Below are 23,860 nucleotides of genomic sequence, written 5' to 3' on the forward strand. Positions count from 1 at the left end.
CGGCCTGTGTGATCAGGGTGCGAGCTTCGGCGGGTCCGGGATCTTGTAGCCGGAAGATCCGATGTTGGCCTCCAGCGACTTGCGCCAGGCACCCGTGTCGATCATCTTCTGCAGCGCCGCGTGGACCTTGGACTTGCTGGTGGGGTCGTTGCGGCGCAGGCCGACGCCGTACTCCTCCTTGCTGAACGGAGCACCGACGACCCTCAGGAGCTCGGGGTTCTGGGCGGCGTACCCGGCGAGCAGGACGTCGTCGGTGGTGACGGCGTCGACGTTGTTGGCCAGCAGCGCCGTCACGCAGTCGCTGAACTTGGCGTACTCGACCAGGTTCACGTCCTTGGCGAACTGGTCCTTCACGTAGGCCGCGGACGTGGAGCCCGCCGTGGAACACAGGTTCAGCCCCTTGACGAGCGACTTCGGGCCGTCGATGCGGTTCTCGTGAATGCGCACCAGCAGGTCCTGGCCGGCGACGAAGTACGGGCCGACGAAGTCGACGAGCTGCTTGCGCTTTTCCGTGATCGAGTAGGTGGAGACGACCATGTCGGCCTCACCGCTGGTCAGCAGCGTCTCCCTGTTGCCGGGCTGCGCTTCCTTCCAGGTGATGTCCTGCTCCGCGACGCCCAGCTCGTTCGCGATGAACTTGGCGACGTCGACGTCGAAACCGCGGAAGCTGCCGTCGAGCCTGCGCAGCCCCAGGCCGGGCTGGTCGAACGACACGCCGATCGTCATGTGGTCGGCGGAGCTGACCTTGCCGGCCATCGTGGACTTGTCACCACCTGCGCACGAGGCGAGGAGGAGCACGGCCGCGCATGTCGTCGCCACCAGGCGGAGGAGCGCTCTCGGCGTCATTCTTCCCTCTTACAGCGTTATTCCACGGGCATGCGCCGACGCACCTTGGCAGCGTTGCTCGGCGATGCCGGAAACCTAGGCGGCGATCGGACGCATGTCCATACCTCGGGGCGAATGAGACCTCGGAATCGTTGCGGTGAACCGATCAGCGCAAGCGGCGTGGACCGGCGTCGTGCAGGGACGGCGGAGGGCCGATGACCACGCGCGCGCTGCTCACGAAAGCTCCTGCGGCAGAAGCGAGAACGGGTTCGAGCTTCAGCGAACGGACCTCGGGGAGATCTTCGGCCAATGCCGCCAAACGGAGTACGAGGTCCTGAAGTGCTTTCAGGTCCGCGGGTTCGTCACCGCGGTAACCGGTGAGCAAAGGCGCCGCTTTCGGTGCGGCAACGAGTTCCGCGGCGTCGGTGTCGGTGAGGGGTACCGCCCGGTAGGCGCGGTCACCGAGGAGATCGCTGACGAGGCCGGACAGTCCGAACCAGACCAGCGTGCCGAAGCTCGGGTCGTCCTGCAGTCCCAGGACGCAGCTGACTCCCTTGGGCGCCATGCGTTGCACGTACACGCCCGGTTTGCCGCTCAGTGCCGCGAGATCGTGGTACGCGGCCATGACGGACTCCTGTTGCGCGATGTCGAGTCTGACACCGACGAGGTCGGTTCGGTGGCGCAGGCGTTCGCTGGTGGCTTTCATCGCGACCGGATAGCCGAGCTCCTCGGCGGCGGCCGCGGCCTCCTCGGCGCTCCGGGCGATGCGGAACGGGACGACGTCGATGCCGTAGCAGTTCAGCAGTTCGACGGCGGTGTGGTCGTCGAGCAGCCGCTCGGAGCCGGTGTTGTCCACAATGGACCTGGCTCGCTCGGCGTCGATGCCGTCCGGCCGGGTGAAGTTGCCCTGGGGTGCGGCGCGCCAGCGTGCGTAGCGGATCACGCGGGCCAATGCGAGAACGGCGCGTTCCGGGCTGGCGTAGCTGGGGATCGAGCCCTTTCCCGGCATTTTCAGCTCGTCCGGGATGCCCTCGACGGCGAGGAACGTGGAGACGATCGGCTTCGTGCCGTACACGGCTTCCTTGAGAGCGCGGGCGTAGGCCGCGCCGGGAACCGCGATCGGCGGCACGAACACGACGACGAGGGCGTCGGTGTCGGGACGGCTGAGCGCCTGCTGGACGGCCTTGGCGAACTCCTCGGGGGTGGCCTGGGCGCCGACGTCGACGGGCTCGCCCGCGAGCTCCAGGCCCTGGGCGAGCAGCGTGTCCGCGGCGAGCAGGCCGATGGCGGTGGAGTTGCCGACAATCGCGACGCGCCTGCCCTTCGGCAGCGGCTGGTGGGCCAGCAGCAGCGCGGTGTCGAACATCTGGGCCAGCGAGTCGACCCTGATCACGCCGGCCTGCTCGAACAACGCCTGGACGCTCGCCTCGTCGACCTTCGCGGCGGTGGCGGCGAGACCGGGGACGACGGCGTGCCGGCCGGACTTGACCGCGACGATCGGCTTGGTGCGGCCGAGCCGCCGGGCGAGCCTCGCGAACTTGCGCGGGTTGCCGAAGGACTCCAGGTAGAGCAGGACGACGTCGGTGGCGGGATCGGTCTCCCAGTACTGCAGCAGGTCGTTGCCGGAGACGTCGGCGCGGTTGCCGGCCGAGACGAACGTGGACAGGCCGAGGCCCCAGCCCGCGGCGTTGGCGAGGATGGCGGTGCCGAGGGCGCCCGACTGGCAGAAGAAGCCCGCGCGGCCGCGTGCCGGGAGCTTCGGGGCGAGGCTCGCGTTGAGCCGGACCTTGGGGTCGAGGTTGACCACGCCGAGCGCGTTGGGACCGACGACACGCATGCCGTGCGCTCTCGCCTCCGCCGCGAGCCTGCGTTCGGCCGACAGCCCGTCCGGACCCGTTTCGCCGTAGCCCGAACTGACGACGACAAGCGCTTTCACGCCTTTGGCGAGGCATGCGTCCATGACCTCGTCGACGCTGGCGGCGGGGACGGCGACGACGGCGAGGTCGACGTCGTCGGGGATGTCCAGCACGGTCGGATAAGCCCGGACGCCCCGGACCGCGCGGTGCTCGGCGTTGACCGGGTACACGGGCCCGTTGAAGTCGGCTTCGAGGAGGTTCTTGAGGACCGCGTGCCCGATCTTGGTCGGGTCGGTGGAGGCGCCGATGACCGCGACCGACTTCGGGTGCAGCAGGTTGTGCACGCTGCGGGCCTCGGCGGCCTGCTCGCGGGCCCTGGCGACGGCGACGGACTCGTCCGTGGGGTCGATGGCGAACTCCAGGTGCAGCACACCCTCCTCGAACGCCCTGCTGACCTGGTAGCCGGCGTCGCGGAACACCCGGACCATCTGCCCGTTCTCGGCGAGCACCTCGGCCTCGAACCGCGCCAGCCCGACCTCGCGCGCGGCCGCCGCGAGGTGTTCGAGCAGGATGCTGCCCAGCCCGCGCCCCTGATGTCCGTCCTCGACGACGAACGCGACCTCGGCGCTCTCCCCGTGATGCAGCCGGTCGAACCTGCCGACGGCGACGATGTCGTCGCCGAGCAGCGCGATGAGCGCCACCCGGTCGTGGTGGTCGACGGTGCTGAACCGCTCGAGGTCGCGCTGCGGAATCCGCGGGTAGGGCCCGAAGTAGCGGAAGTACCGCGTCCGCTCGGACAGCCGCCCGTGGAACTCCCGCAGCTTCTCGCCGTCGCCCGGCGTGATCGGTCGCAGATGGACGGTGCCGCCGTCGCTGAGGACGACGTCCGCCTCCCACTGCCGCGGGAAGTCGAACGGATCTCTGGCGGTCTGTTCTGCCGGCACTTTCTCTGGCACTGGCCGTCAGTCCCTGGGGTCGTCGGGATCAAGTCCGTGCAACGGGAACACCGCGCGACGCGTGTCGCGAATCGCCTTGTCCACCGGCTCCTGCGCGTCCCCGCCCCACGGCTGGTGCCCAGGGTCGCACTCATCGGTCATCGACGCAGGCAAAGGCCAGTCAGGCGCGATGCGTGTCGCGTATGCCACCCAGTCAGCGGGCAACGACCGGTTCGGGTCCACGTCGCGGTCCAGCACCGTCGCGAGCAGGTGCGTCCACGACCGCGGCACCACCCTGAGCAGTTCGTACCCGCCTCCGCCGAGCGCCAGCCACTTGAACCCGTGCTCGTTCACCAGGTCCCGGAACGCCCGGTAGATCGCCCGATGCCCGTCCACGCTCAACGCCAGGTCCGCGAGCGGGTCCTCCTTGTGAGTGTCCACACCGCATTGCGTGACGAGCACCTGCGGCCGGAACGCCTTCAGCAACGCCGGCACCGTCGCGTGGAACGCCCGCAACCACGCCCCGTCCTTCGTCCCGGCGGGCAACGCGACGTTGACCGCATTCCCCTCGGCCCCCGGACCACCGACTTCACCGGCCCACCCGGTCCCCGGCCACAGGCTCATCGGATGCTGATGCAACGACACCGTCAACACGCGCGGGTCGTCCCAGAACGCCGTCTGCACCCCGTCCCCGTGATGCACGTCGACATCCACGTACGCAATGCGCTCCACCCCGCTGCGCAACAACCACTCGATGGCCACCGCGCAGTCGTTGTAGACGCAGAACCCCGCCGCGCTGTCCGGCATCGCGTGGTGCAGCCCACCGGCGATGTTGACCGCCCGATCCGCCTCCCCCGACGCAATGGCGCGAGCCGCCGCAAGCGACCCGCCGACCATCAACGCCGAAGCCTCGTGCATCCGCTCGAAGACCGGGTTGTCCGGCGTCCCGAGCCCGTGCCCGACGTCCCACCCGGCCGTGGGCGCCGCCTGCACGGCGCTCAAATAGCCGGGCAGATGCACCAGCTCGATCTCTTCGTCGCTGGCCGCCTCCGGCACCCTCATGTCGACGCCGTCAAGCACGCCGAGCGCCGTGGCGAGCCGTACCGTGAGATCGAGCCGAACGGGATTCAGCGGATGGTCGCCACCGAGGTCGTACCCGAGGAAGGACCGATCCCAGACAACCGCGGCTGGCTTACCCATGGCCAGCAACCTACCTACCGACCGGCACAACCGGCGATCACACCGCCTACAGTCCCTCCCCGCCAGACCGCAATCACCGGCGCCAAGGAACCGATCTCACCGAACAGGGGTCAGAGGCGACATGCACCTGCGACCAACGGCCGTCCTCCTCGCACTGGGCCTGACCCTCGCCGCCGTCACGGGCTGCAGCGAACAGGTCAAGGGCACAGCCTCGGCCGATCCCAACGCCGCCGAGGCCACGACCACCGCACCCTCGACCTCGAAGAAGCCCTCCACCAGCAGCTCCCCCTCGAAGCCCGCCGACCCCACCGCGAAACAGCAGGGCGACATCAAGATCACCAAAAAGAAGAAGACGGCCGGCCTGGAAACCTGCGGCGTGCTCACGAAGGCGGACATCGAGGCCGCCACCGGCGGCAAGTCCTCAGCGGACGGCGGCTGCATCCACACCACCACCGGCCCGTCCACCGTCATCACCCAGATGGTCACGGTCCCCGAGGTGGCGGACCAGGACGGCGAGAAGAAGCGGATCGAAATCGGTGGCAACACCGCCTGGCAGATCAGCTCCTCCAAAGAGGACTGCCAGGTCACCGTCATGCTGACCGACGACCCGTCGGCCATCACCTCGGCCTTCTCGGTGAGCGTCGTGGCCATCGAGGAGCTGGACGCCTGCGCCACGGCCTTGAAGCTCGCCACCCAAGGCTTCGAACGCATCCCGGACGCCTGACCACCAAGTCTCCGTGACACGGCCCGCTGACGACCTCACGTCCGCGGGCGCGGCGCACCACCCAGACCGCGCCCGTCGTCCCACCGGCGTCAGCCGCCGGTGGCGACCTCCCGGTCCAACGCGCACCAGTTGGACCACGACCCCGCGTACAACGCCGCCGGCTTCTCGGCCGACGTGATGCCCGCCACCTCCAGCGCCAGCACGACGGACGAGGCGGTCACGCCGGACCCGCAGTACGCCCCCACGGCCACGTCACCCGGCACCCCGATGCGTTCGAACCGCTCCGCCAGCTCGGCCGCACGGAGCCAACGCCCGTCCGCACCCACATGCCCGGTCGTCGGCGCGTTGAGCGCGCCCGGAATGTGCCCGGCCTTGGGGTCCACCGGCTCGGTCTCGCCGCGGTAGCGCGCCGCAGCCCGCGCGTCGAGCAGCACGCCCTCCCGCGCGAGCTCCGCCGCCCCGTCCGCGTCCAGCACCGGCATCTGCCCAGGCCGCACCACCACGTCACCGGCCACGGGCGCCGGAACCTCCGCCGTCACCGGCAGCCCCGCCGCCTCCCACGCGGCGAACCCGCCGTCCAGCACCGCGACCTCGCTGTAACCGGCCCACCGCAGCAGCCACCACACCCGCGCGGCCACCGAGCCATCCCCCGCGTCGTACGCCACGACCTGGCCGCCCTCGCGCACGCCCGCGCGGCGCAGCACCTGCTGCAGCAGCTCCGGATCCGGCAGCGGATGCCGGCCGCCGACGCCCGGCGGTGCCGAGAGCTCGGTGTCCAGATCCAGGTACGTCGCGCCGGGCACGTGGCTGACCTCGTAGTCTTGGCGTCCGGGTGGTCCACCGAGACGCCACCGGACGTCCAGCACGACGGTGGCCGGCCGCGCACTCAGCGCGTCGGAAAGGTCCTCAGGAGTGATCAAGGGATGCACGACTCACATCCTGCACCCGCGCGGACACCTGTGTCCCCCGGCACGACTACCATTGACACCATACGAAGGGGAGCGGGTGTGAACGACCTCATCGACACCACGGAGATGTATCTCCGCACGATCTACGAGCTCGAAGAAGAGGGCGTCGTGCCTCTGCGCGCCCGCATCGCCGAGCGTCTGGGCCAAAGTGGACCGACGGTGAGCCAGACCGTCGGCCGCATGGAGCGGGACGGCCTGGTCGTCGTGGCTGAGGACCGCCACCTCGAGCTCACCGAGCAGGGTCGCAACCTCGCGATCGCGGTCATGCGCAAGCACCGGCTCGCCGAACGCCTCCTCGTGGACATCATCGGGCTCGAATGGGAGCACGTGCACAGCGAGGCGTGCCGCTGGGAGCACGTGATGAGCGAGGCGGTCGAGCGCAAGCTCATCAAGCTGCTCGGCAACCCGACCACCTCCCCCTACGGCAACCCGATCCCGGGCCTCGACAAGCTGGGCGACGGCGAACCCGCTCCGCCCGCCGAGGCGGACCTGGTGCGCGTCGACGAGGTCGCCCGCCGCGGTGGCGGCCGCGTCGAGGTGCGCCGCATCGCCGAGCACGTCCAGCTCGACCCGGACCTCATGTCCGAGCTGAAGGACGCCGGTGTGGTGCCCGGCGGCACGGTGCAGGTCGAGGCGCTCGGCGGCGCCAAGGTCGTCCACGTCCGCGGCGGCAACGGCACCACGGCGGAACTCGACCCCGCGGTCGCCCACGCCGTCCTGGTGCTCGCCCGGTGACCCAGGCGTCGGCACCGGCGAAGAAGGCGGCCGAGGCGTTCCAGCGCCTGCACGGACGCGCTCCCGAGGGGGTCTGGTCGGCACCGGGCCGCGTCAACCTCATCGGCGAGCACACCGACTACAACGACGGCTACGTGCTGCCGTTCGCGTTGCCCCACCGCCTCGCGGTCGCGGCGTCGCCCCGTGCTGACGGTCGGCTGACCGTCAGCACGCTCGGTGACGACGGAGGGGTGCAGGACGCGGACCCGGTCGTGGTCGCCGACCTAGTCCCCGGAACCGTCAAGGGGTGGGCCGCGTACCCCAGCGGTGTCGCCTGGGCACTGAGGGAGCAGGGGATCTCCGTCACCGGTGGAGCGGACCTCGTCCTCGCGGGCGACGTGCCCGCGGGGGCCGGTCTCTCCTCGTCGCACGCTCTGGAATGCGCCGTCGCCCTCGCTCTGCTCGGTCTCGCCGGCGTCGACGCCGAGCGGCTCGAGATCGCCCGCTGGGTACAGCGTTCCGAAAACGACTTCGTCGGCGCGCCGACAGGAATCCTGGATCAGACGGCATCGCTGTGCTGCATCGAAGCGCACGCCCTGTTTTACGACGTGCGCTCCGGCAAGTCGGAGCAGATCCCGTTCGACGCGGCTGCCAGCGGCCTCGAGGTGCTGGTGGTCGACACCCGCGCCAGCCACTCCCTCGTCGACGGCGGCTACGGCGCCCGTCGGGCAGGCTGCGAGCGCGCCGCGAACCTGCTGGGTGTCCCCGCGCTGCGTGACGTCGACATCGCCGAGCTCGACGCCACGCTCGTCCGGCTGCCCGAAGAGCTGCGTCCGCTGGTGCGGCACGTCGTGACCGAGAACGACAGGGTCCTGCGCACCGTCGAGCTGCTCCGCGCGGGTAGGCTCGCCGACATCGGCCCCCTGATCTCGGCCTCCCACGCGAGCCTGCGGGACGACTACCGCGTCTCCTGCCTGGAGCTCGACGTCGCCGTCGACTCCGCTCTGGCGGCCGGGGCGCTCGGCGCCCGCATGATCGGCGGCGGCTTCGGCGGCTCGGCCATCGCTCTCGTCCCAGTCGAGCGACGCGACGAGGTCGAAGGCCGGGTGATCGCCAGCTTTGCGTCTCGCTCGCTGACGCGGCCGAGGCTTTTCAAGGCGGTTCCGTCCGCGGGCGCGGGCAGGGACCGGTAGCGAAGAACGATCCTGATCAGGAATGCGAGGACTGCGGTGAAGCTGCTCGTCACGGGCGGGGCCGGATACGTCGGCAGCGTGTGCGCTGCCAGGCTGCTCGAAGCCGGACACGAGGTCGTCGTCCTCGACGACCTGTCGACCGGGCACGAGGACGCCGTCCCCACGGGAGCGCGCTTCATCCGGGGTGACATCGCGGAGGTGATCAGCGACGTCCTCGCAGAAGGGTTCGACGGCGTTCTGCACTTCGCGGCCAAGTCCCTGGTTGGCGAGTCCATGCAGGACCCCGGCAAGTATTGGACGGGTAACGTCCTCACGGCGATTCATCTGCTCGACGCGATGAAGGATCACGGCACGCCGAAGCTCGTCTTCTCCTCGACTGCCGCGACGTACGGCGAGCCGCGGGAGGTGCCGATCCCCGAGACCGCGCCGACCGCGCCCACCAACACCTACGGCGCCACCAAGCTGGCCATCGACCACGCGATCACGTCGTACGCCGCCGCGCACGGCCTGGCGGCGACGAGCCTCCGGTACTTCAACGTCGCCGGCGCCTACGGCAGCATCGGCGAGCGGCACGCGACCGAGACCCACCTCATCCCGCTCGTCCTCCAGGTCGCCCTGGGACAGCGGGAGCACATCTCGATCTACGGCGAGGACTGGCCCACCGAGGACGGCACCTGCGTCCGCGACTACATCCACGTCACGGACCTCGCGGACGCCCACCTCCTGGCGCTCGCCCACGCCACCCCCGGCGAGCACCGGATCTACAACCTCGGCAACGGCACCGGCTTCTCGGTCAAGCAGGTCATCGACACCTGCCGCGAGGTCACCGGCCACCCGATCCCCGCTGTCGTCGCCCCCAGGCGCGCCGGTGACCCGGCCGTCCTCGTCGCCTCCGCCGAGCGGGCCCGCACGGAGCTCGGCTGGAAGCCCGAGCGCGCCGATCTCGCCGGCATCGTCCGCGACGCGTGGGAGTTCACCCGCGCCCGGCACGGAGCCTGATCCGACATGACCGACTTCGCCTCCTTCGAGAGCTACAACGCCACACCGAGGCTCACGTCGCTCGCGCTGTCCCCGGACGGCACGCGACTCGTCACGGTCGTCTCCTCGCTCGCTCCTGACGGCAAGACGTGGCAGGGCGCTCTCTGGGAGGTCGACCCCACCGGCGAGCGGGACGCCGTCCGGCTCACCCGCTCCGCCAAGGGCGACTCCTCCCCCGTCTTCGCACCGGACGGGTCGCTGCTGTTCCTGTCGGCGCGCCCGGATCCGCTCGCGAAGCCGGGCGAGACCAACGAGCGGAAGGCGCTGTGGCGGCTTCCGGTCCGCGGTGAGGCCGCCGAGGTCCTGCGACCGGGAGGCGGAGTCGGCCACATCCGCGCCGCGGGCGAGACGCTGCTGTTCACGTCGTCGGCGTACCGCTTCACGGAGTTCGGCGACCAGGACGACGCCAAGCGCAAGGCCCGCGAGGACGCCGGCGTGACAGCGATCCTGCACGAGTCGTACCCGATCAGGTACTGGGATGCGGACCTCGGTCCGAGCTACCCGCGCCTTTTCTCGGCCCCTCTCACCGACATCGCCACCGGCAACATCACCACCCTCAGCGAGGACGCCGAAAGCAGGCTCAGCGACGAGGACATCGCGCTGAGCCCGGACGGCAAGTGGGCCGTCCACGGCCACGGCGTCGACGTCAGCGCTTCCTACGGCCGCAGGACCGAACTGCGGCTCGTGGCGACGGACGGCAGCTCCTCGCGCGCCATCGCCTCCGAGGACGGTTTCTCCTTCTTCGAAGCCGCCTTCACCCCGGACGGCGCCGCCGTGATCGCGATCCGGTTCCGCGAGTCCACAGCGGACTCCCCGTACCGGCGCGACCTGGTGCGCATCGACCTGGCGGACGACTCGATCACGCCACTGGCGCCCGACTTCCCGGAGGAACCGGATCACCTGGTGGTGAACCCGGACGGGTCCGCGGTGTTCTTCACCGCGAGCCACCGCGGTCACCAGCCGGTGTGGCGGCTGGACCTCGCGACCGGCGAGATCACGAAGCTGACGGTCTCGGGTTACTACAGCGACGTGGTCGTGAGCCCGGACGGCAAGACGCTGTACGCACTCCGCAACTCGATCGACCACCCGCCACAGCCCGTGCGGTTCGCCTCCACCGGAGCCGACCAGGATCCAGAACGGCTGCGTGCGCCCGGCGCCATCGCCTCGGTGCCCGGCACCCTCACGGAGATCTCCACGGTCGTCGCCGACGGCAGGACCGTCCGCGCCTGGCTCGTGCTGCCCGAAGGCGCCTCCGCCGACTCGCCCGCTCCGCTGGTGCTGTGGGTCCACGGCGGCCCGGTGATGAGCTGGAACGGCTGGACCTGGCGCTGGAACCCGTGGCTGATGGCTGCCCGTGGTTACGCCATCCTGCTGCCCGATCCCGCCCTGTCCACCGGCTACGGACCGGACTTCATCAAGGCCGGCTGGGGCCGCTGGGGCGCCGAGCCCTACACCGACCTCATGGCCATCACGGACGTCGCAGTCGAGCGGGCCGACATCGACGCCTCCCGGACCGCCGCCATGGGTGGTTCGTTCGGCGGCTACATGGCCAACTGGATCGCCACCCAGACCGACAGGTTCCGCGCGATCGTCACCCACGCCTCGTTGTGGCACCTCGACGCGTTCACCGGCGGCACCGACAGCTCCTACTTCTGGATGAGGGAGATGGGCGACCCCCTCACCCAGCCGGAGCGGATCCAGGCCAACTCCCCGCACCTGCGGGTCGCCGACATCAAGACCCCGATGCTCGTCATCCACGGGGACAAGGACTACCGGGTCCCCGTCGGTGAGGGGCATCGGCTGTACTTCGACCTCCTCCGCCACGGGGTCACTGCGAAATACCTCTATTTCCCAACCGAAAACCACTGGATCCTCACCCCCGGAAACTCTCGAGTCTGGTACGAGACGGTGTGGGCGTTCCTGGCCGAGCACGTCCTGGATCAGGACTGGGAACGGCCAGAACTGCTCTGAGCGTTGGTGTCGAGCAACTTGCGGGCGCTGTCCATGTACGTCGTGGACAGCGCCCGCATGTCCTCCGGCGGGATCGCGGCGCTGACAGCCGCGCGCAGAAGCTTGGCCAGCGCGTGGCCGGGGCAGGCGTCCTCGGCCGCGTCGAGCGCGATGGACGCGATCCCTCCGTCACCACGCTGGTAGGCGTAGAACGCGAGCAGGCACGCGGGCTCCGCGCGTTCGGGAGCCGGACACGACCTGGTGAGCTCCAGCCACAGGCGTTCGGCCGTTCTCGACCTCGGCTGCGTCGCGAACGCCAAGCTCGCGTCCCGCACATCGGGCACCGCCAACGCCCTCGCCAGCGCGACGATCTCCGCGTCGGGCAACGGTCCTTTGCGCTCTGCCGTGGCGTCGATCGCGTCGAGCACCCGACGCAGCTCCGTGCTCGGGTCAGGCTCGCCGGAGTTCGCCACGAGCTCGTCCAGCAACGCGGATCTGCGTTCCAGCGCCTCAGACGAGTCCAACGCGGCGATCGCGGCCATCGCCGCACGCGACTCGAATGTCACGTTGCCTTCGTGCGCAGACGCGGCGGCAACCGCGGACAGTTGAGGATCGGGCAGCGTTCCGTGACAGTCGACGTCCAGGTAGCACAGCCAGTGCGCGTCCTTCTGGCACGACGGCAGCCACACCGCCTCGACGACCTCGATGCCGACGCCGCCCAGCTTGTTCCTGAGCGTGGTGACCAGTGGTTCGTGCGGCAGTTCTTCGGGCATGTGCACGGACGGCGGGCACACGACCACGAGGATCACTTCCGCGGCACCGTGTTCGAGCAACGGCGCTTCCAGTTGGGCCGCGAGCATTCCCCTATGTCGTGGACGCGGCAGGTCGACACGCATGGTCATGCTGATCACGTGGTCCTTCAGCACCAGCACGACGAGCGAGTCGGCCGGGTGAAATCCCATCAGGTGCGGGATCGCGGCGTAGAGGTCGCCGACGCCGCGGACTCGGATCGGTTTCGGGAGGGTTGTGGGCATGGTGCCCACTTTGGCGGGTGGGAGGGGTGGGCGATCGGGCGTGACGGGAAGTTGTGGACAACTCAGCGGTTGTGGACAGGTTGAGATCTTGAACCGCTCGGGAGCGGGGTTCTGTCGGGGGTGGGTGGTAGGTTGCCGCGCCGCGGTCCCTGGTGACCAGGAACCGCGGCGCGGCGTCGCCGTCAGAACGTCTGGAACACCGCGCGCCAGCCACCGACGACCGGCAGTTCGACCGACGTGCGGGCGAGGTCCAGCGAGAGGCCCGCACCCGGCTTCGGGCGCAGCGTGTAGTCGTAGTCGCTGGAGATCAGCACGAACTCCAGCCGGTGCCCCGTTTGCAGGACGTAGTCGTCCGGCACGATCGGCACGGCGACGTCGTAGAACTTGCCCGGCTTGATCGGCGACGTCCGGTCCGGCCGCTCGCGGTTCTGCGGGTCGGTCGACCCGCGGGTGATGACGTGCGACTTCCCGTCCGGGGCGCGGTCGACGAGCAGCGCGGTCACGTTGGCCGCGGGACGGTCGAAGGCGATCCGCAGGTTCGCGGTCGACTTGCCGGACAACCGCACCGGCTTCCGCGTCGGCTCCGTCGCGTAGGACAACCGGTTCGGCGACGTCGCCTGGTCGATCAACGACTCCGCCGTCTTCGTCGCGTCGTCGGTGAGCGTCTCGACGCCGTGGCCGGGCCAGATCCCGAGACCACCCTTGGCAGATCCGCCGGAGGACAGCCGCAGCCGCACGTCAGACGTGCCGGGAGCCGGCCAGTCCTTCTCGTCGACCCACGTCTTGTCCTCACGCTGCAGCGTCGCGCGCGGCTCCTTGTCGATGCCGTTGCGGTGACCCCACAGGTACTGCGTGAACCAGCGGTTCAGCGTGCGCCGCCACTCGGCCGAACGCAGCGTGTCGGGGTCGGTGTGCCCGGACTGGTGCAGCCAGATCTTGTGCGGCACACCGACCTTCTTCAGCGCCGAGTACCACTGCTCGACGTGCGTCATCTTGACGTTCCAGTCGTTCAGGCCGTGCACCGCCAGCACGGCCGCGTGGACCTTGCCGACGTCGTTCAGGTAGTTCCGCTTGTCCCAGAACCTGTTGTAGTCGCCGGTGATCCGGTCCTGGTCCTTCGCGATCTCGGCGATGACCGGCTTGCAGATCTCCCGGTCCGCGCGGGTGTAGACGTACTCGGCGAGCACGTCGGCGTCCTCGCCCTGGAACGTTCCGGGCGCGACCACTGCACCGTCCGCGCGGTAGTAGTCGTACCAGCTGGAGATCGCGGCGATCGGCACGATCGCTTCCAGACCACGCACACCCGTTGAGGCGACGGCGTTGGGCAGCGTTCCGTTGTAGGAGACGCCCATCATGCCGGTCTTGCCGGTCGTCCACGTCGCCTTGATGTCCTCGCCAGTAGCAGTGCGCGCCGACGCACGGCCGTTGAGCCAGTCGACGACGACCCGCGCGCCGATCGTCTCGTTGACGTCGCCCGTCGTCGGGCAGCCCGTCGACTTGCCGGTGCCGAGCGATTCGGCGTAGACGACGGCGTACCCGCGCGCGATGAAATAGGCCTCGTAACGAGCCGATGTGATCGGGTTCGGGCCGAGGGCGGCGGTGACGCGTTCGTCGGAGGAGGCCTTCAGCAAACGGCCGTTGCGCTTGTCGGGCACGTACAGCTCGACGTCGACGTTGTGGTTCGCGACGTCGTTGCCGCCGGAGAAGTACGGACTGACCATGTAGACGACGGGGACCTTGAGGCCGCGTTCGGTGGCGCGTGGACGGACGACCTCGGTGTAGACCTCGTCGTCCTTGCCGTCGCGGTCGCTGTCGACCGGCGCCCGGACCCAGAGGCTTTCCTTGATCACGTCCTTCGGGTCGAAGACGGGTTGCGCCTCTCCGTCTGAGAACACCGGCCCTTCGGCGGCCTGGGCCGTCGCCGGCAGGAAAGGCAGGACTAGCACCGCCGTCAGCAGTGCTGCTCTTCGTGCGCCCCTCACAAGGCACCCCCAATGCAGGGCAGGTACAGAGATTCGTCCTGAACCCTTCCCGTTGACCGCAAGACATGTCACCCGTCGATCGGCTCTTGACCTGAGAGCATGGGCCGTGCACATTTCCGATTTCGTCCACGCGCTGCCGAAGGCCGAGCTGCACGTCCACCTGGTGGGCGCGGCTTCTCTCGACACCGTCCTCGCGCTCGCCCGCAACCACCCCGGTGGGCCGGTGCCGACCGACGAGGCCGCGTTGCGGAAGTTCTACGAGTTCAAGGACTTCCGGCACTTCATCAACGTGTACAGCGTCGTCAACGACCTCGTCACCACCGGAGAGGACGTCCGGGCACTCGTCGTCGGATACGCGCGGGACGCCGCGCGAACCAACATCCGATATGCGGAACTCACCATCAGCGCGACGAGCCACCTGCGGGCGGGCATCGCCCCCGACGAACTCGTCGAGGCTCTCACGGCAGCGCGTGAGGAAGCACTCGCCGTGCACGGCGTGGCGCTGCAGTGGATCTTCGACGTGCCCGGCATCTGGGACCGCGACTGGGGCATGACGAGCGCGCGGTTCGCATCCGAGTACCGGCCCGAGGGGCTGGTCGGCTTCGGGCTGGCCGGGTTCGAGTCGGACTCGCCGAGGACGAAGTTCCGCGAGGCGTTCGCTCTGGCGCGCGACGCCGGGCTGCACTTGGTGCCGCACGCCGGCGAGACGACGCCGCCCAGCGAGATCTGGGCCGCGCTACACGATCTGCGTGCCGAACGGATCGGGCACGGTGTGAGCGCGGTGCGGGATCCCGATCTGCTGCGGCACCTCGCCGACGAAGGGATCGTCGTCGAGATGTGCCCGACCTCGAACATCCGCACCGGAGCGGTGGCGTCGCTGGACGAACACCCCCTGCCACGGCTCCTGGAGGCCGGGGTGCCGGTGACGATCAGCACCGACGACCCCGGCATGTTCCACACCGACCTCGACCGCGAGTACCTGGTGTGCCACGAGCAGTTCGGCTTCGGCCGGGACGAGCTCGCCGGCCTCGCACGGGCCTCGGTGCGGGCGTCGTTCGCACCGGTCGAGTTGAAGGACCAGCTGCTGAAGGAGATCGACGCGCTGTGAACGACACGAGTGTGGTGACGACGACCGCCGACTCGGCCGAGGCCGCGGAGTCGTTGGCGAAGGGAATTGTCGAGGCGCGGCTCGGGGCGTGCGTGCAGATCGTGCCGATTCGCAGCGTCTACCGGTGGGACGGCGAGGTGCGCGTCGACGCGGAATGGCAGTGCGTCGTGAAGACGTCCGCCGTCCGCGTCGACGACCTCGTCGCGCACATCAAGGCACATCACACCTACGACGTGCCCGAGGTCGTCGTCACCCCCGTGGTCGGGGGCAACGACGACTACCTCGCGTGGGTCTCAGAGGAGACCTCGTAGGTGACGCGGCAACGGCTCGGTGTGCAGGACGCCGAGCCGTTGCGTCGCCCTCGTCAACGCCACGTACAGCTCGCTGGGCGACATGCGTTGCGGTTCGACGACGAGGACGACGTCGAACTCCAGTCCCTTCGATGCACGTGGCGGCATCCATCCCTCGCCGATGACCGCGATCGTGCGTCCGTTGCGTTCGTTGGCGTGTGCGTCGAGCTCGTCGCGCACAGCCGCCGATATATCAGTGACGCGGCGGGCCCACGGGCGGATGCCGGTCGTGCGCACAGACACCGGCGCCGACGCGTCGTGGTCGACGAGCTTCAGGACCGGCGTGGCGACGGCCATGATCTCGCCGGGCGTGCGGTAGTTGACCTCGAGCCGGCGGTAGGTGAACCGGTCGAACACCGAACCCCAGCTGCGGACGCCGCCCGCGGCCTGACGCTGGGCCAGGTCGCCGACGACGGTCATGGACCTGTTGGGGCACCGGCGCAGCAGCACGCGCCAGTCCATTGCGGACAGTTCCTGCGCCTCGTCGACGACAACGTGGCCGTAAGTCCACGTGCGGTCTTCGACGGCGCGTTCGGCGAGAGTGCGGTGATCGCGCACCTCGTGCCGGACGGCCAGCACCTCGGCGTCGACGAAGTCGGTGACGATGTACTCGTCGTCATCGGCGCGCTCGTCGATCGACAGGACGTCCATCACGCCGCGGGCGTATTCCAGCTGTTCCTCTTCTTCTCGCCTGGCGGCGCGTTCCGCGGCGCCATCGGATCCGAGCAGTTCGGCGAGCTCGTCGAGCAACGGCACGTCGGACACCGTCCACGCATCGGCGCTCTCCCGGTACAGCTCCGGCACCCCGATCCGGAAGCAGCGGCCCGCGTACAGGTCGGCGAGCAGCTGTTCCGGCGTGAGCTGCGGCCACAACCGGTCGACGGCGTCGCGCAACGCGGTGCTGTGCCGCAGCTCGTGGCGCACGTCTTCCTCGATCTCCGGCCAGTCGACGCCGATCAGTTTCAACGCCGGTGCGACGAGCTCCTCGGCGAGCGCGAGGAAGAAGTACTTGCGGGCGGCGTTGTGCGGCAGGCCGTAGTACCGCGTCTTCTCGCGTGCGACGGCGGCGATGTGTGCGTCGAGCGGGATGACGACGTCCTCCAGCTCGATCTGGATGGGCTCGTCGGGAAGCTCCTGCCGGTCGGCGACGGCGACCGCCAGCAGGTCCAGCACTGATATATCGCCTTTCAGTCGTTGCAACGGCGGAGTGTCCTCGACGTCGGTGCTGACACCCGGGTAGAGCTCGCCGGGCGTTGCGAACACGACGTCGGTCTCCCCCAACGACGGCAGGACTTCGCCGACGTAGTTGAGGAAGCCGGTGTTCGGGCCGACGATCAACACGCCGTGCCGGGAGAGCCGTTCACGACGCGTGTACAACAGGTATGCCACGCGGTGCAGGGCCACGGCGGTCTTGCCGGTGCCGGGACCACCCTCGATCACCAGCACGCCGGGGCCCGAATAGCGGATGATCTCGTCCTGCTCGGCCTGGATGGTCGAGACGATGTCGCGCATCGTCGCCGTTCGCGGCGCGTTGAGGGCGTTGAGCAGCGCTGTCGTGTCGGTCAGCAGCTCGTCGTCGTGGAAGTCGCGCAGCTCCCGGTCGCGGACGCGGAAGTGGCGGCGCAGCACCAGGCCTTCCGGGTTCGCGGCGGTCGCCGTGTAGAACGGCCGTGCTGCCGGCGCCCGCCAGTCCAGCAGCAGTGGTTCGAAGTCGTCGTCGAACAAACCGACGCGTCCGATGTAGGTGCGGGCGCCATTCTCCGAGTCGATGCGACCGAAGACCAGCCCCTCCTCGGCCGCCCGGTACTTCCCGACTTCCCTGGTCAGCACGTACACGGCGGCTTCGCGGTCCAGCCTCTGGGTGGTGGCGTCCCGCAGCACGGCCGCAAGGTCCGCGGCCGCTTTGTTCCGTTCCTGGTCGAGCTTTTCATACAGAGAGGTGATTCGTGCCTGTTCGCTCGCCAACACCTTGCCCCCTGTGATACAATAGATCTGTCTTCCCGGAAAATTCATCCCGAAAATACAAAGCCATTCTTTGTATCACAGATCAGGCGCGCACGGCACCCTTTGCGAGATCCTCGATGAAATTGCGTACGCCGACGAGGAAGACGATCGGTACGGCGTAGTCCGTGTTGTGCGCGTTGAGCCGACCCACCGCGACCTGCAGCGTCACCTGGTCCGATTCGGCCAGGACGACGAGCGGCGACGCACTGGCGGGTCCAGCAGATGCCGAACGCGTTGATCACCGCCAACTCGGCGTTCAGCATCGACCCGAAGAAATCGATCGCGTCGAACACCTTGCCGACGTTGCGAGCGGCTCGCCGCCGGGCGGCAACTCGATGATGTCCTTCGTGGCATTGGTCGCCATTACGGTCATCTAGTAGAACAGGAACAACGACACCAACACGCCCAGGACCAGCACGATTGCAGGAGGCCGGAATGGACGTGACCGAAGTGGACATGGGGAGCGCATGAAGCTGGTCATCCTGGGCGGCGGAGGCTTCCGCGTACCGCTGGTGTACCGCGCGTTGCTCGCCGATCGGTCGCCCGGCCGCGTCACCGAGGTCGTGCTGCACGACCTCGACACCACGCGGCTCGCGGCGGTCCGCGGCGTCCTCGCCGAGCTCGCGGCTGATATGTCGGATACGGGTTCCAATGCCGTATCGGTGACAGCGTCGACGGACCTCGATGAGGCGCTTCGCGGGGCCGGCTTCGTGTTCTCCGCGATCCGGGTCGGCGGCCTCGACGGACGTGCGGCCGACGAGAGCGTCGCGGCGGGCTGCGGAGTGCTCGGGCAGGAGACCGTCGGCGCGGGTGGCGTTGCATACGGTCTGCGTACCGTGCCTGTCGCGCTCGACATCGCACGCCGTATATCGGTTCACGCGCCGGAGGCGTGGGTCATCAACTTCACGAACCCGGCCGGCATGGTCACCGAGGCGATGTCGGCGTACCTCGGCAACCGCGTCATCGGCATCTGCGACTCGCCCGTCGGGCTCGGTCGCCGGGTGGCGCGCGCAGTCGGTGCCGATCTCGAGGACGCGTGGCTCGACTACGCCGGGCTCAACCACCTCGGCTGGCTGCGCGGTGTTCACGTGCACGGACGCGATGTGCTACCGGAACTGCTCGCGGACACCGAGCGGCTGGAGTCGTTCGAGGAGGGCAAACTCTTCGGGGCGGAGTGGCTGCGGACGTTGGGCGCCATCCCGAACGAGTACCTGCATTACTACTACTTCACGCGCGAGGCGGTGGAGTCCGGTGCGTCACGCGGGGCGTTTCTGCGGGAGCAGCAGAAGCAGTTCTACGCGGCACCTTCGCTGGAGAGCTGGGAGCGAACCCGCCTCGAACGCGAGCAGACCTACATGGCCGAGACACGCGACGACGAACGCGACACGAACGACCTCGACGGCGGTGGCTACGAACAGGTCGCGCTGAAACTGATGCACGCGATCGCGTCCGACAAACGCACGACCCTGATCCTCAACGTGCCGAACAAGACCACGTTGTCATGTGTGGACGCCGATGCCATCGTCGAGGTACCCAGCCTCGTCGACGCCAACGGCGCGCGGCCAGTCGCGGTCAGCCAGGTGCCGGACGAAGGCGTCGGACTCGTCACCGCGCTCAAGGTCGTCGAGCGCGCCACCATCCAGGCCGCTATCAGCGGCGAGCGCGCACATGCGGTGAAAGCGCTGGCGCTGCATCCCCTCGTCGACAGCGTCACCGTCGCCCGGAAGATCGTCGACACCCACCCGCTCCTGTCTGGGACATTCCGCCCACGTTGACCTGTGCCTTGCCGAGACCGCGGCGCCGCGCGGTTTGATTGCGGGGTCTGATGCCGAGCGGCATCGTCCTTAACTACGCTCGTCCGCAAATGGACACCACCACCTCTCGCCGCGTGCCGCTCGTGATGGGCATCGCCGTGTTCGTGCTGCTGCTGGACCAGGCCACGAAGTTCTGGGCCGAAAGCGCGCTGACCGGTCGCGCGCCCATTCCGATCCTCGGGGAGTTCCTGCAGCTCAGGCTCCTCTACAACCCCGGCGCCGCGTTCTCGATCGGCGCGGGGTCGACGTGGGTCTTCACCATCGTGGCGGCTGTCGCGGTCGTGCTGCTCGCACGGTACGGACTGCAGCCGCAGACCAAGCTCCGGGCGTCCGCGCTCGCGATGATGCTGGGCGGCGCGACGACGCACCTGCTCGACCGGCTGTTCCGGCCGCCGGGCTTCGCGCGCGGGCACGTCGTCGACTTCATCGACTACAACGGCTGGTTCGTCGGCAACGTCGCGGACATCGCGCTGGTCTGCGGCGCGATCCTGCTCGTGCTGCTGAGCTTCAGCCCGACGAAGCAACCCGCCTCGTGAGCGCGTCCGCGCGACGGGTGGTCTCGGGCAGGCGGTAGCGCGGAGCGAGACGCAGCACCTCGGCACACGCCCGGTCCAGGTCGATCTTGTGGCCGATCGACACGAAGACCGGCTTCACGCCGTCCTGCGTCCGCAACGCCCTGCCGACGACCTCGCCGTCCATGACGAGGTCGCTCGTCGACCCGCGGACGTGGCCGGGCGGGTCGAACGCGCCCATCGCGTTCTTCGCGACGCCGATGCTGGGAATGCCGGTGTGCACGCCGAGATGGCACGCCAGACCGAACCGGCGCGGGTGCGCGAGGCCCTGACCGTCCGCGACCAACAGGTCCGGGGTGACTGTCACCTGATCGAGCGCCCGCAGCAGCACCGGCATCTCGCGGAACGCGAAGAGCCCGGCGACATATGGGAAGTCCGTCGTCCCTTCGACGACCACCTCGTCCAGGACGGCCAGCGTCTTTGCATCGAACACCACGCAGACGCCCGCAACTGTGTCATTGCTGCGGTAGCCGACGTCGAGGCCCGCGACGGTGTCCACACGCAGGTCAGGGGCGCTGACCGTGATCACTTGAGTGCGCAGGCGTTCTTGCAGCGCGACGGCGGCGTCGATACTGAGATCAACCGTTCTGGGCCACTCCACGGCCGACAGTGTGCCGTGACGCCTCGTAGTGCGAGGCGAGGAGGTCGTCGCCGAAGTCACCCGAATGACGGCGCCAGACGGTGTGGACGTGGTTGGCCTCGTTGGCCGTGTTGTCGTACTCGATGAGCAGTTCCGGACCCTGGACGCGGTAGTAGTGGCCCTCGCCGCGGCGCAGTGAACCCTCCCACGAGAAGTGCAGGCGTTCGAGGTCGATGCGTTCGAACTCGTCGTCGGCGAGCTCGAACGCGAGGCGGTCGAGGTAGAAGCGGACGATGTCGACGAGCAGCTCTCCGGCCGGCTTGCCGAGTTGCGCCGGCGTCACACCGACGGGTTCGGACGGGTTGACGCGCGGAGAGTTGCCGCTGCGGATGTCGTGCGGCGCGGTGTCCGACACGACGGCCAGGCGCCGCGCGGTCGGGCCCATGCGGTCGAGCAGTTCGCGGGCGAGTTCTTCTTCGAGCCGCAACGGCTGGCCGACGACGCGGCCGCGGTAGGTGACGCGGGCCGGGTTGGCGCCGAGGAAGAACGGTGTCGCCGAGACGCGGCCGTCGGCGACGACGACGTTCACGGACAGGTGGTGACCCTCGACCCGCCACCCCCACGGTTCGTCGCCGCCGGGCGTGCCGAAGAGCACCGTCCAGAAGTCGCCGCTGTGCCGGTCGCGGTGCCCGCCCTCACGGTGGTCGAGGACGTCCTCCAACGCCATCACCGCCGCGGCCTGCGCGTAGGCGTGTGGGCTGAGGACGGTGGCCAGCATCCCGTGGACGGCCTTGCGCTGGTCACGCCGGAGCTCACCGAGCACGAGGCCAGGTCGTGCACCGGGTGTGTACGCCCAGCGGTGCCTCAGGTCGTCGTCGGTGACCGCGCGAATGCCGTGTTCGCGCTGGTCACCGTCGAGCAAACTAATATATTGGTGCGTGGCGTCGGCGACGTCGTGCAGCATCATTCGAACTTATATGCCTTGAGGTTGCGGAGCAGCAGGTAGCAGTTCTGCAGCGAACCCGAGGTGTCGCCGAGCGAGCGGTAGATGCCCCACTTGGGGCGCAGCCGGTCGTCGAGCCACGTGTCGACGTTGTTCTTCGTCGCGTCGACCACCGTGCGGCCGCCCTCGCGCACGACCCAGCGGACGCGCCCCGTGCCGTTGCCGACTTTGATCTCCACCTCGGTGTCGATCCACTTGTTGTGCAGCGGTTCGAGGTCGACGTCGCCGACGAGGACGTTGCCCTCGGTGACCTTGAACTCGATCTTCTGCACACCACCGGTGCGGCGCAGTGACATCACCGTCACGGGCGCGGACCCGAGGCCGGGCATCTTCGTCTGCATGATGTGGGTGAACGACGTCGTCGACTTCAACGAGCTCGGGATGAACATGGAGTAGGTCCACTTCCACGTCTCACCGTTGTCGATCACGAGGTTCTGCCCGTCCGCTTTCATGCCGCGGACCTCGTTACGCTGCCGGTCGGTCGACGTGTCGCGGTCGCGGGTGTGCATGTCGAACCGGTAGTCGTTGCCCGACACGTAGATGTGCTTCGTACCCGGATGCGACCCCGCCCGGTCGTCCTCGACACCCTCGAAGGCGCCGAGCCCGTCCTTGTTCGCCTGCGGGCTCCACCTGAGCTTCCAGCCGGCCGCCTGCGCGAAACCCGAACCAGCCGCGAGCAGCGGAACAGCCACCGCTCCGCCGATCAACGCCGAACGCCGAGAGATCTCCACGCCCGTTCCTCCCCAACATCCATGGCGGCGGATTTAGGGAAAAGGTCTGCACCACCTCAGGGGTGCGGGCGTGATCACATCATCGACTGACCCAAGAGTCAATCTTCAGCGGCGGGTCGACCTCGATCATCCGGCTGACGTCTCGTCGCCGCGCTCAAGGGGGTGATCGAGTCCGGTGGCGCCGGTGCGGGCCCGGCGCCGACAGACGCACTGAACGTGAATCCCCTTTTGGCAATGAGTCTTTTGACGACGAAGTCCAAAGAGTCATTGCCAAGGTGCTGGTCAGCAGGGGTTGATAAACCGATATATCAGTTGCGGTCGCCGAGGCGGCAACGTGGTGCGCGCCTCGGCGAGGTCCGCGAGCGGCGAAGTCCCTGGGCGGGATTCACCCGATCAAGCGTCAGCGGGCAGGCGGTCAGCCCTGGACGATGTAGGCCTGCAGCTGGTCCTGCGACTGCTCCAGCTGCCCGATCCGGCTCTTCACGACGTCGCCGATGCTGACGATGCCGACCAGCTGTCCGTCGGACATCACGGGTACGTGACGGAAGCGCCGCTCGGTCATGACGACCGTGAGGCTGTCCACTGTGTCCGACGGGGAGCAGGTGAAGACGTCGGCGGTCATGATCGCCGACACGGGTGCGGACAGCAGGTCAGCGCCCGATTCGTGCAGGCGGCGCACGACGTCGCGTTCGGACACGATCCCCTCGACGCCCGACGGGCCGACGACCACGATCGCGCCGACGTTGTGTTCGGCCAGGGCTCTGAGCAGTTCGGTGATCGGTACGTCCGGGTCGATCGTCGCGACCGCAGATCCCTTGGTCCGCAAAACGTCAGCGATCCTCATCTGGCGCCTCCGATCCTGTCGGTCCGGTAGCACCTCAGGCTAGATCGGATCCGGACAGAACGGGAGATCGAAGCCACGAAGGGAGCAGGGGACGCATTCGGGTGAATGCGTCCCCTGCGGCGTCGCGCCTGGTTCGGCGTCGCTACGCGGTTCCTCCGCGGCGACGGGTCGCGAACTGGCGCGGCTGGACCATCGGCACTCGCTGCTGCGGCAGCGGGAAGTGCGCGTTCTGGTCGGTCTTGCCCCGCTTCTGCGCGCGGCGCGCAGCGCGGTTGGACGGATCGGGCGGGGTGGTGGCAGGCATGCCAAAGCCTCCTCACGAAGAGGGCGTGCAAGGACACGGCGCAACACGGCCGTGGGAGAAGGACCCGCAGATAGGGTCACCTAGGCGACAGCGGAGTCATGAGGGCAGCGTCGAGAGCGCTGCGGAGCTTC

22 protein-coding genes are annotated in these 23,860 nt (G+C 68.8%); 9 read left to right on the forward strand and 13 right to left on the reverse strand.

Translation table 11 applies throughout. The annotated features are described in order from the left end of the window. Positions 1-12 precede the first annotated feature (12 nt). The 3 genes from ABZV40_RS27835 to ABZV40_RS27845 form a co-directional block, all read right to left on the reverse strand. Entirely contained in the window at positions 13-846 is an 834-nt protein-coding gene (locus tag ABZV40_RS27835) for a glutamate ABC transporter substrate-binding protein (RefSeq protein ID WP_355447610.1), read from the reverse strand. Positions 847-991: 145 nt separating this feature from the next. Next, positions 992-3,625 carry a GNAT family N-acetyltransferase gene (locus ABZV40_RS27840; protein WP_355447707.1) on the reverse strand — a complete coding sequence of 878 codons (2,634 nt, stop codon included), beginning with the start codon at positions 3,623-3,625 and terminating at the stop codon, positions 992-994. Between the two features lie 18 nt (positions 3,626-3,643). Then, complete coding sequence (locus ABZV40_RS27845) at positions 3,644-4,816, reverse strand: acetoin utilization protein AcuC (protein ID WP_355447613.1); 1,173 nt, start codon at positions 4,814-4,816, stop codon at positions 3,644-3,646. Positions 4,817-4,937: 121 nt separating this feature from the next. On the opposite strand from ABZV40_RS27845, the gene ABZV40_RS27850 reads away from it, so the two are divergent. Next, positions 4,938-5,540, forward strand: coding sequence for a hypothetical protein (locus ABZV40_RS27850; protein WP_355447616.1), 603 nt, complete (start codon positions 4,938-4,940; stop codon positions 5,538-5,540). A gap of 89 nt (positions 5,541-5,629) precedes the next feature. Here the strand turns inward: ABZV40_RS27850 and ABZV40_RS27855 are convergent, their stop codons facing one another. After that, positions 5,630-6,469, reverse strand: a complete 840-nt coding sequence (locus tag ABZV40_RS27855; RefSeq protein WP_355447619.1) for a sulfurtransferase — start codon at positions 6,467-6,469, stop codon at positions 5,630-5,632. Positions 6,470-6,547: 78 nt separating this feature from the next. On the opposite strand from ABZV40_RS27855, the gene ABZV40_RS27860 reads away from it, so the two are divergent. The 4 genes from ABZV40_RS27860 to ABZV40_RS27875 are packed head-to-tail and all read left to right on the forward strand — an operon-like array spanning position 6,548 to position 11,424. Further along, positions 6,548-7,243, forward strand: a complete 696-nt coding sequence (locus tag ABZV40_RS27860; protein WP_355447621.1) for an iron dependent repressor, metal binding and dimerization domain protein — start codon at positions 6,548-6,550, stop codon at positions 7,241-7,243. After that, complete coding sequence (galK, locus tag ABZV40_RS27865; protein ID WP_355447623.1) at positions 7,240-8,415, forward strand: galactokinase; 1,176 nt, start codon at positions 7,240-7,242, stop codon at positions 8,413-8,415. The genes ABZV40_RS27860 and galK overlap by 4 nt, the downstream gene beginning before the upstream one ends. Before the next feature lie 36 nt (positions 8,416-8,451). Continuing rightward, positions 8,452-9,414 carry a UDP-glucose 4-epimerase GalE gene (gene galE, locus ABZV40_RS27870; RefSeq protein ID WP_355447626.1) on the forward strand — a complete coding sequence of 321 codons (963 nt, stop codon included), beginning with the start codon at positions 8,452-8,454 and terminating at the stop codon, positions 9,412-9,414. Between the two features lie 6 nt (positions 9,415-9,420). Further along, the gene (locus tag ABZV40_RS27875) at positions 9,421-11,424 is read left to right on the forward strand and encodes a S9 family peptidase (protein ID WP_355447628.1); all 2,004 of its coding nucleotides are present in this window, start codon (positions 9,421-9,423) and stop codon (positions 11,422-11,424) included. Here the strand turns inward: ABZV40_RS27875 and ABZV40_RS27880 are convergent. Then, entirely contained in the window at positions 11,394-12,437 is a 1,044-nt protein-coding gene (locus tag ABZV40_RS27880) for a DUF4192 domain-containing protein (RefSeq protein ID WP_355447630.1), read from the reverse strand. The two genes, ABZV40_RS27875 and ABZV40_RS27880, sit on opposite strands and share 31 nt — an antisense overlap. 182 nt (positions 12,438-12,619) lie before the next feature. Then, a complete protein-coding gene (locus tag ABZV40_RS27885) occupies positions 12,620-14,419 on the reverse strand; it encodes a Xaa-Pro dipeptidyl-peptidase (protein ID WP_355447633.1) in 1,800 nt (599 codons plus the stop codon). A gap of 106 nt (positions 14,420-14,525) precedes the next feature. On the opposite strand from ABZV40_RS27885, the gene add reads away from it, so the two are divergent. Together add and cutA are read left to right on the forward strand one after the other, a co-directional pair. Continuing rightward, positions 14,526-15,527, forward strand: a complete 1,002-nt coding sequence (add, locus tag ABZV40_RS27890; RefSeq protein ID WP_355447636.1) for an adenosine deaminase — start codon at positions 14,526-14,528, stop codon at positions 15,525-15,527. After that, positions 15,524-15,838 carry a divalent-cation tolerance protein CutA gene (gene cutA / locus ABZV40_RS27895; protein ID WP_355447639.1) on the forward strand — a complete coding sequence of 105 codons (315 nt, stop codon included), beginning with the start codon at positions 15,524-15,526 and terminating at the stop codon, positions 15,836-15,838. The genes add and cutA overlap by 4 nt, the downstream gene beginning before the upstream one ends. Here the strand turns inward: cutA and ABZV40_RS27900 are convergent. Beyond that, entirely contained in the window at positions 15,821-17,758 is a 1,938-nt protein-coding gene (locus ABZV40_RS27900) for a helicase (protein ID WP_355447642.1), read from the reverse strand. The two genes, cutA and ABZV40_RS27900, sit on opposite strands and share 18 nt — an antisense overlap. Positions 17,759-17,924: 166 nt before the next feature. Next, positions 17,925-18,050: a hypothetical protein gene (locus ABZV40_RS27905; protein WP_355447645.1), complete on the reverse strand. Its 126-nt coding sequence runs from the start codon at positions 18,048-18,050 to the stop codon at positions 17,925-17,927. A 298-nt stretch (positions 18,051-18,348) separates the two neighbouring features. Between ABZV40_RS27905 and ABZV40_RS27910 the strand changes: the two genes are divergently transcribed. Next, positions 18,349-19,656 (forward strand): 6-phospho-beta-glucosidase, encoded by a 1,308-nt coding sequence (locus ABZV40_RS27910; RefSeq protein ID WP_355447648.1) that lies wholly within the window; start codon positions 18,349-18,351, stop codon positions 19,654-19,656. A gap of 89 nt (positions 19,657-19,745) precedes the next feature. After that, positions 19,746-20,231, forward strand: a complete 486-nt coding sequence (lspA, locus tag ABZV40_RS27915; RefSeq protein ID WP_355447651.1) for a signal peptidase II — start codon at positions 19,746-19,748, stop codon at positions 20,229-20,231. Here the strand turns inward: lspA and ABZV40_RS27920 are convergent. The 5 genes from ABZV40_RS27920 to ABZV40_RS27940 all read right to left on the reverse strand — a co-directional run bounded on the left by ABZV40_RS27920 (position 20,203) and on the right by ABZV40_RS27940 (position 23,729). Beyond that, positions 20,203-20,868 carry an endonuclease V gene (locus ABZV40_RS27920; protein WP_355447653.1) on the reverse strand — a complete coding sequence of 222 codons (666 nt, stop codon included), beginning with the start codon at positions 20,866-20,868 and terminating at the stop codon, positions 20,203-20,205. The genes lspA and ABZV40_RS27920 overlap by 29 nt on opposite strands. Further along, positions 20,846-21,811: a DUF3500 domain-containing protein gene (locus tag ABZV40_RS27925; RefSeq protein WP_355447656.1), complete on the reverse strand. Its 966-nt coding sequence runs from the start codon at positions 21,809-21,811 to the stop codon at positions 20,846-20,848. Before ABZV40_RS27925 ends, ABZV40_RS27920 begins: the two co-directional genes overlap by 23 nt. Then, complete coding sequence (locus ABZV40_RS27930; RefSeq protein ID WP_355447659.1) at positions 21,811-22,581, reverse strand: Tat pathway signal sequence domain protein; 771 nt, start codon at positions 22,579-22,581, stop codon at positions 21,811-21,813. Before ABZV40_RS27930 ends, ABZV40_RS27925 begins: the two co-directional genes overlap by 1 nt. Positions 22,582-22,996: 415 nt before the next feature. Next, positions 22,997-23,425, reverse strand: a complete 429-nt coding sequence (locus ABZV40_RS27935) for a CBS domain-containing protein (protein WP_355447662.1) — start codon at positions 23,423-23,425, stop codon at positions 22,997-22,999. Positions 23,426-23,567: 142 nt separating this feature from the next. After that, complete coding sequence (locus ABZV40_RS27940; RefSeq protein ID WP_355447665.1) at positions 23,568-23,729, reverse strand: hypothetical protein; 162 nt, start codon at positions 23,727-23,729, stop codon at positions 23,568-23,570. Between the last annotated feature and the right edge of the window lie 131 nt (positions 23,730-23,860).

This window comes from Lentzea sp. NPDC004782 (assembly GCF_040609115.1).
Classification (GTDB): Bacteria; Actinomycetota; Actinomycetes; order Mycobacteriales; family Pseudonocardiaceae; genus Lentzea.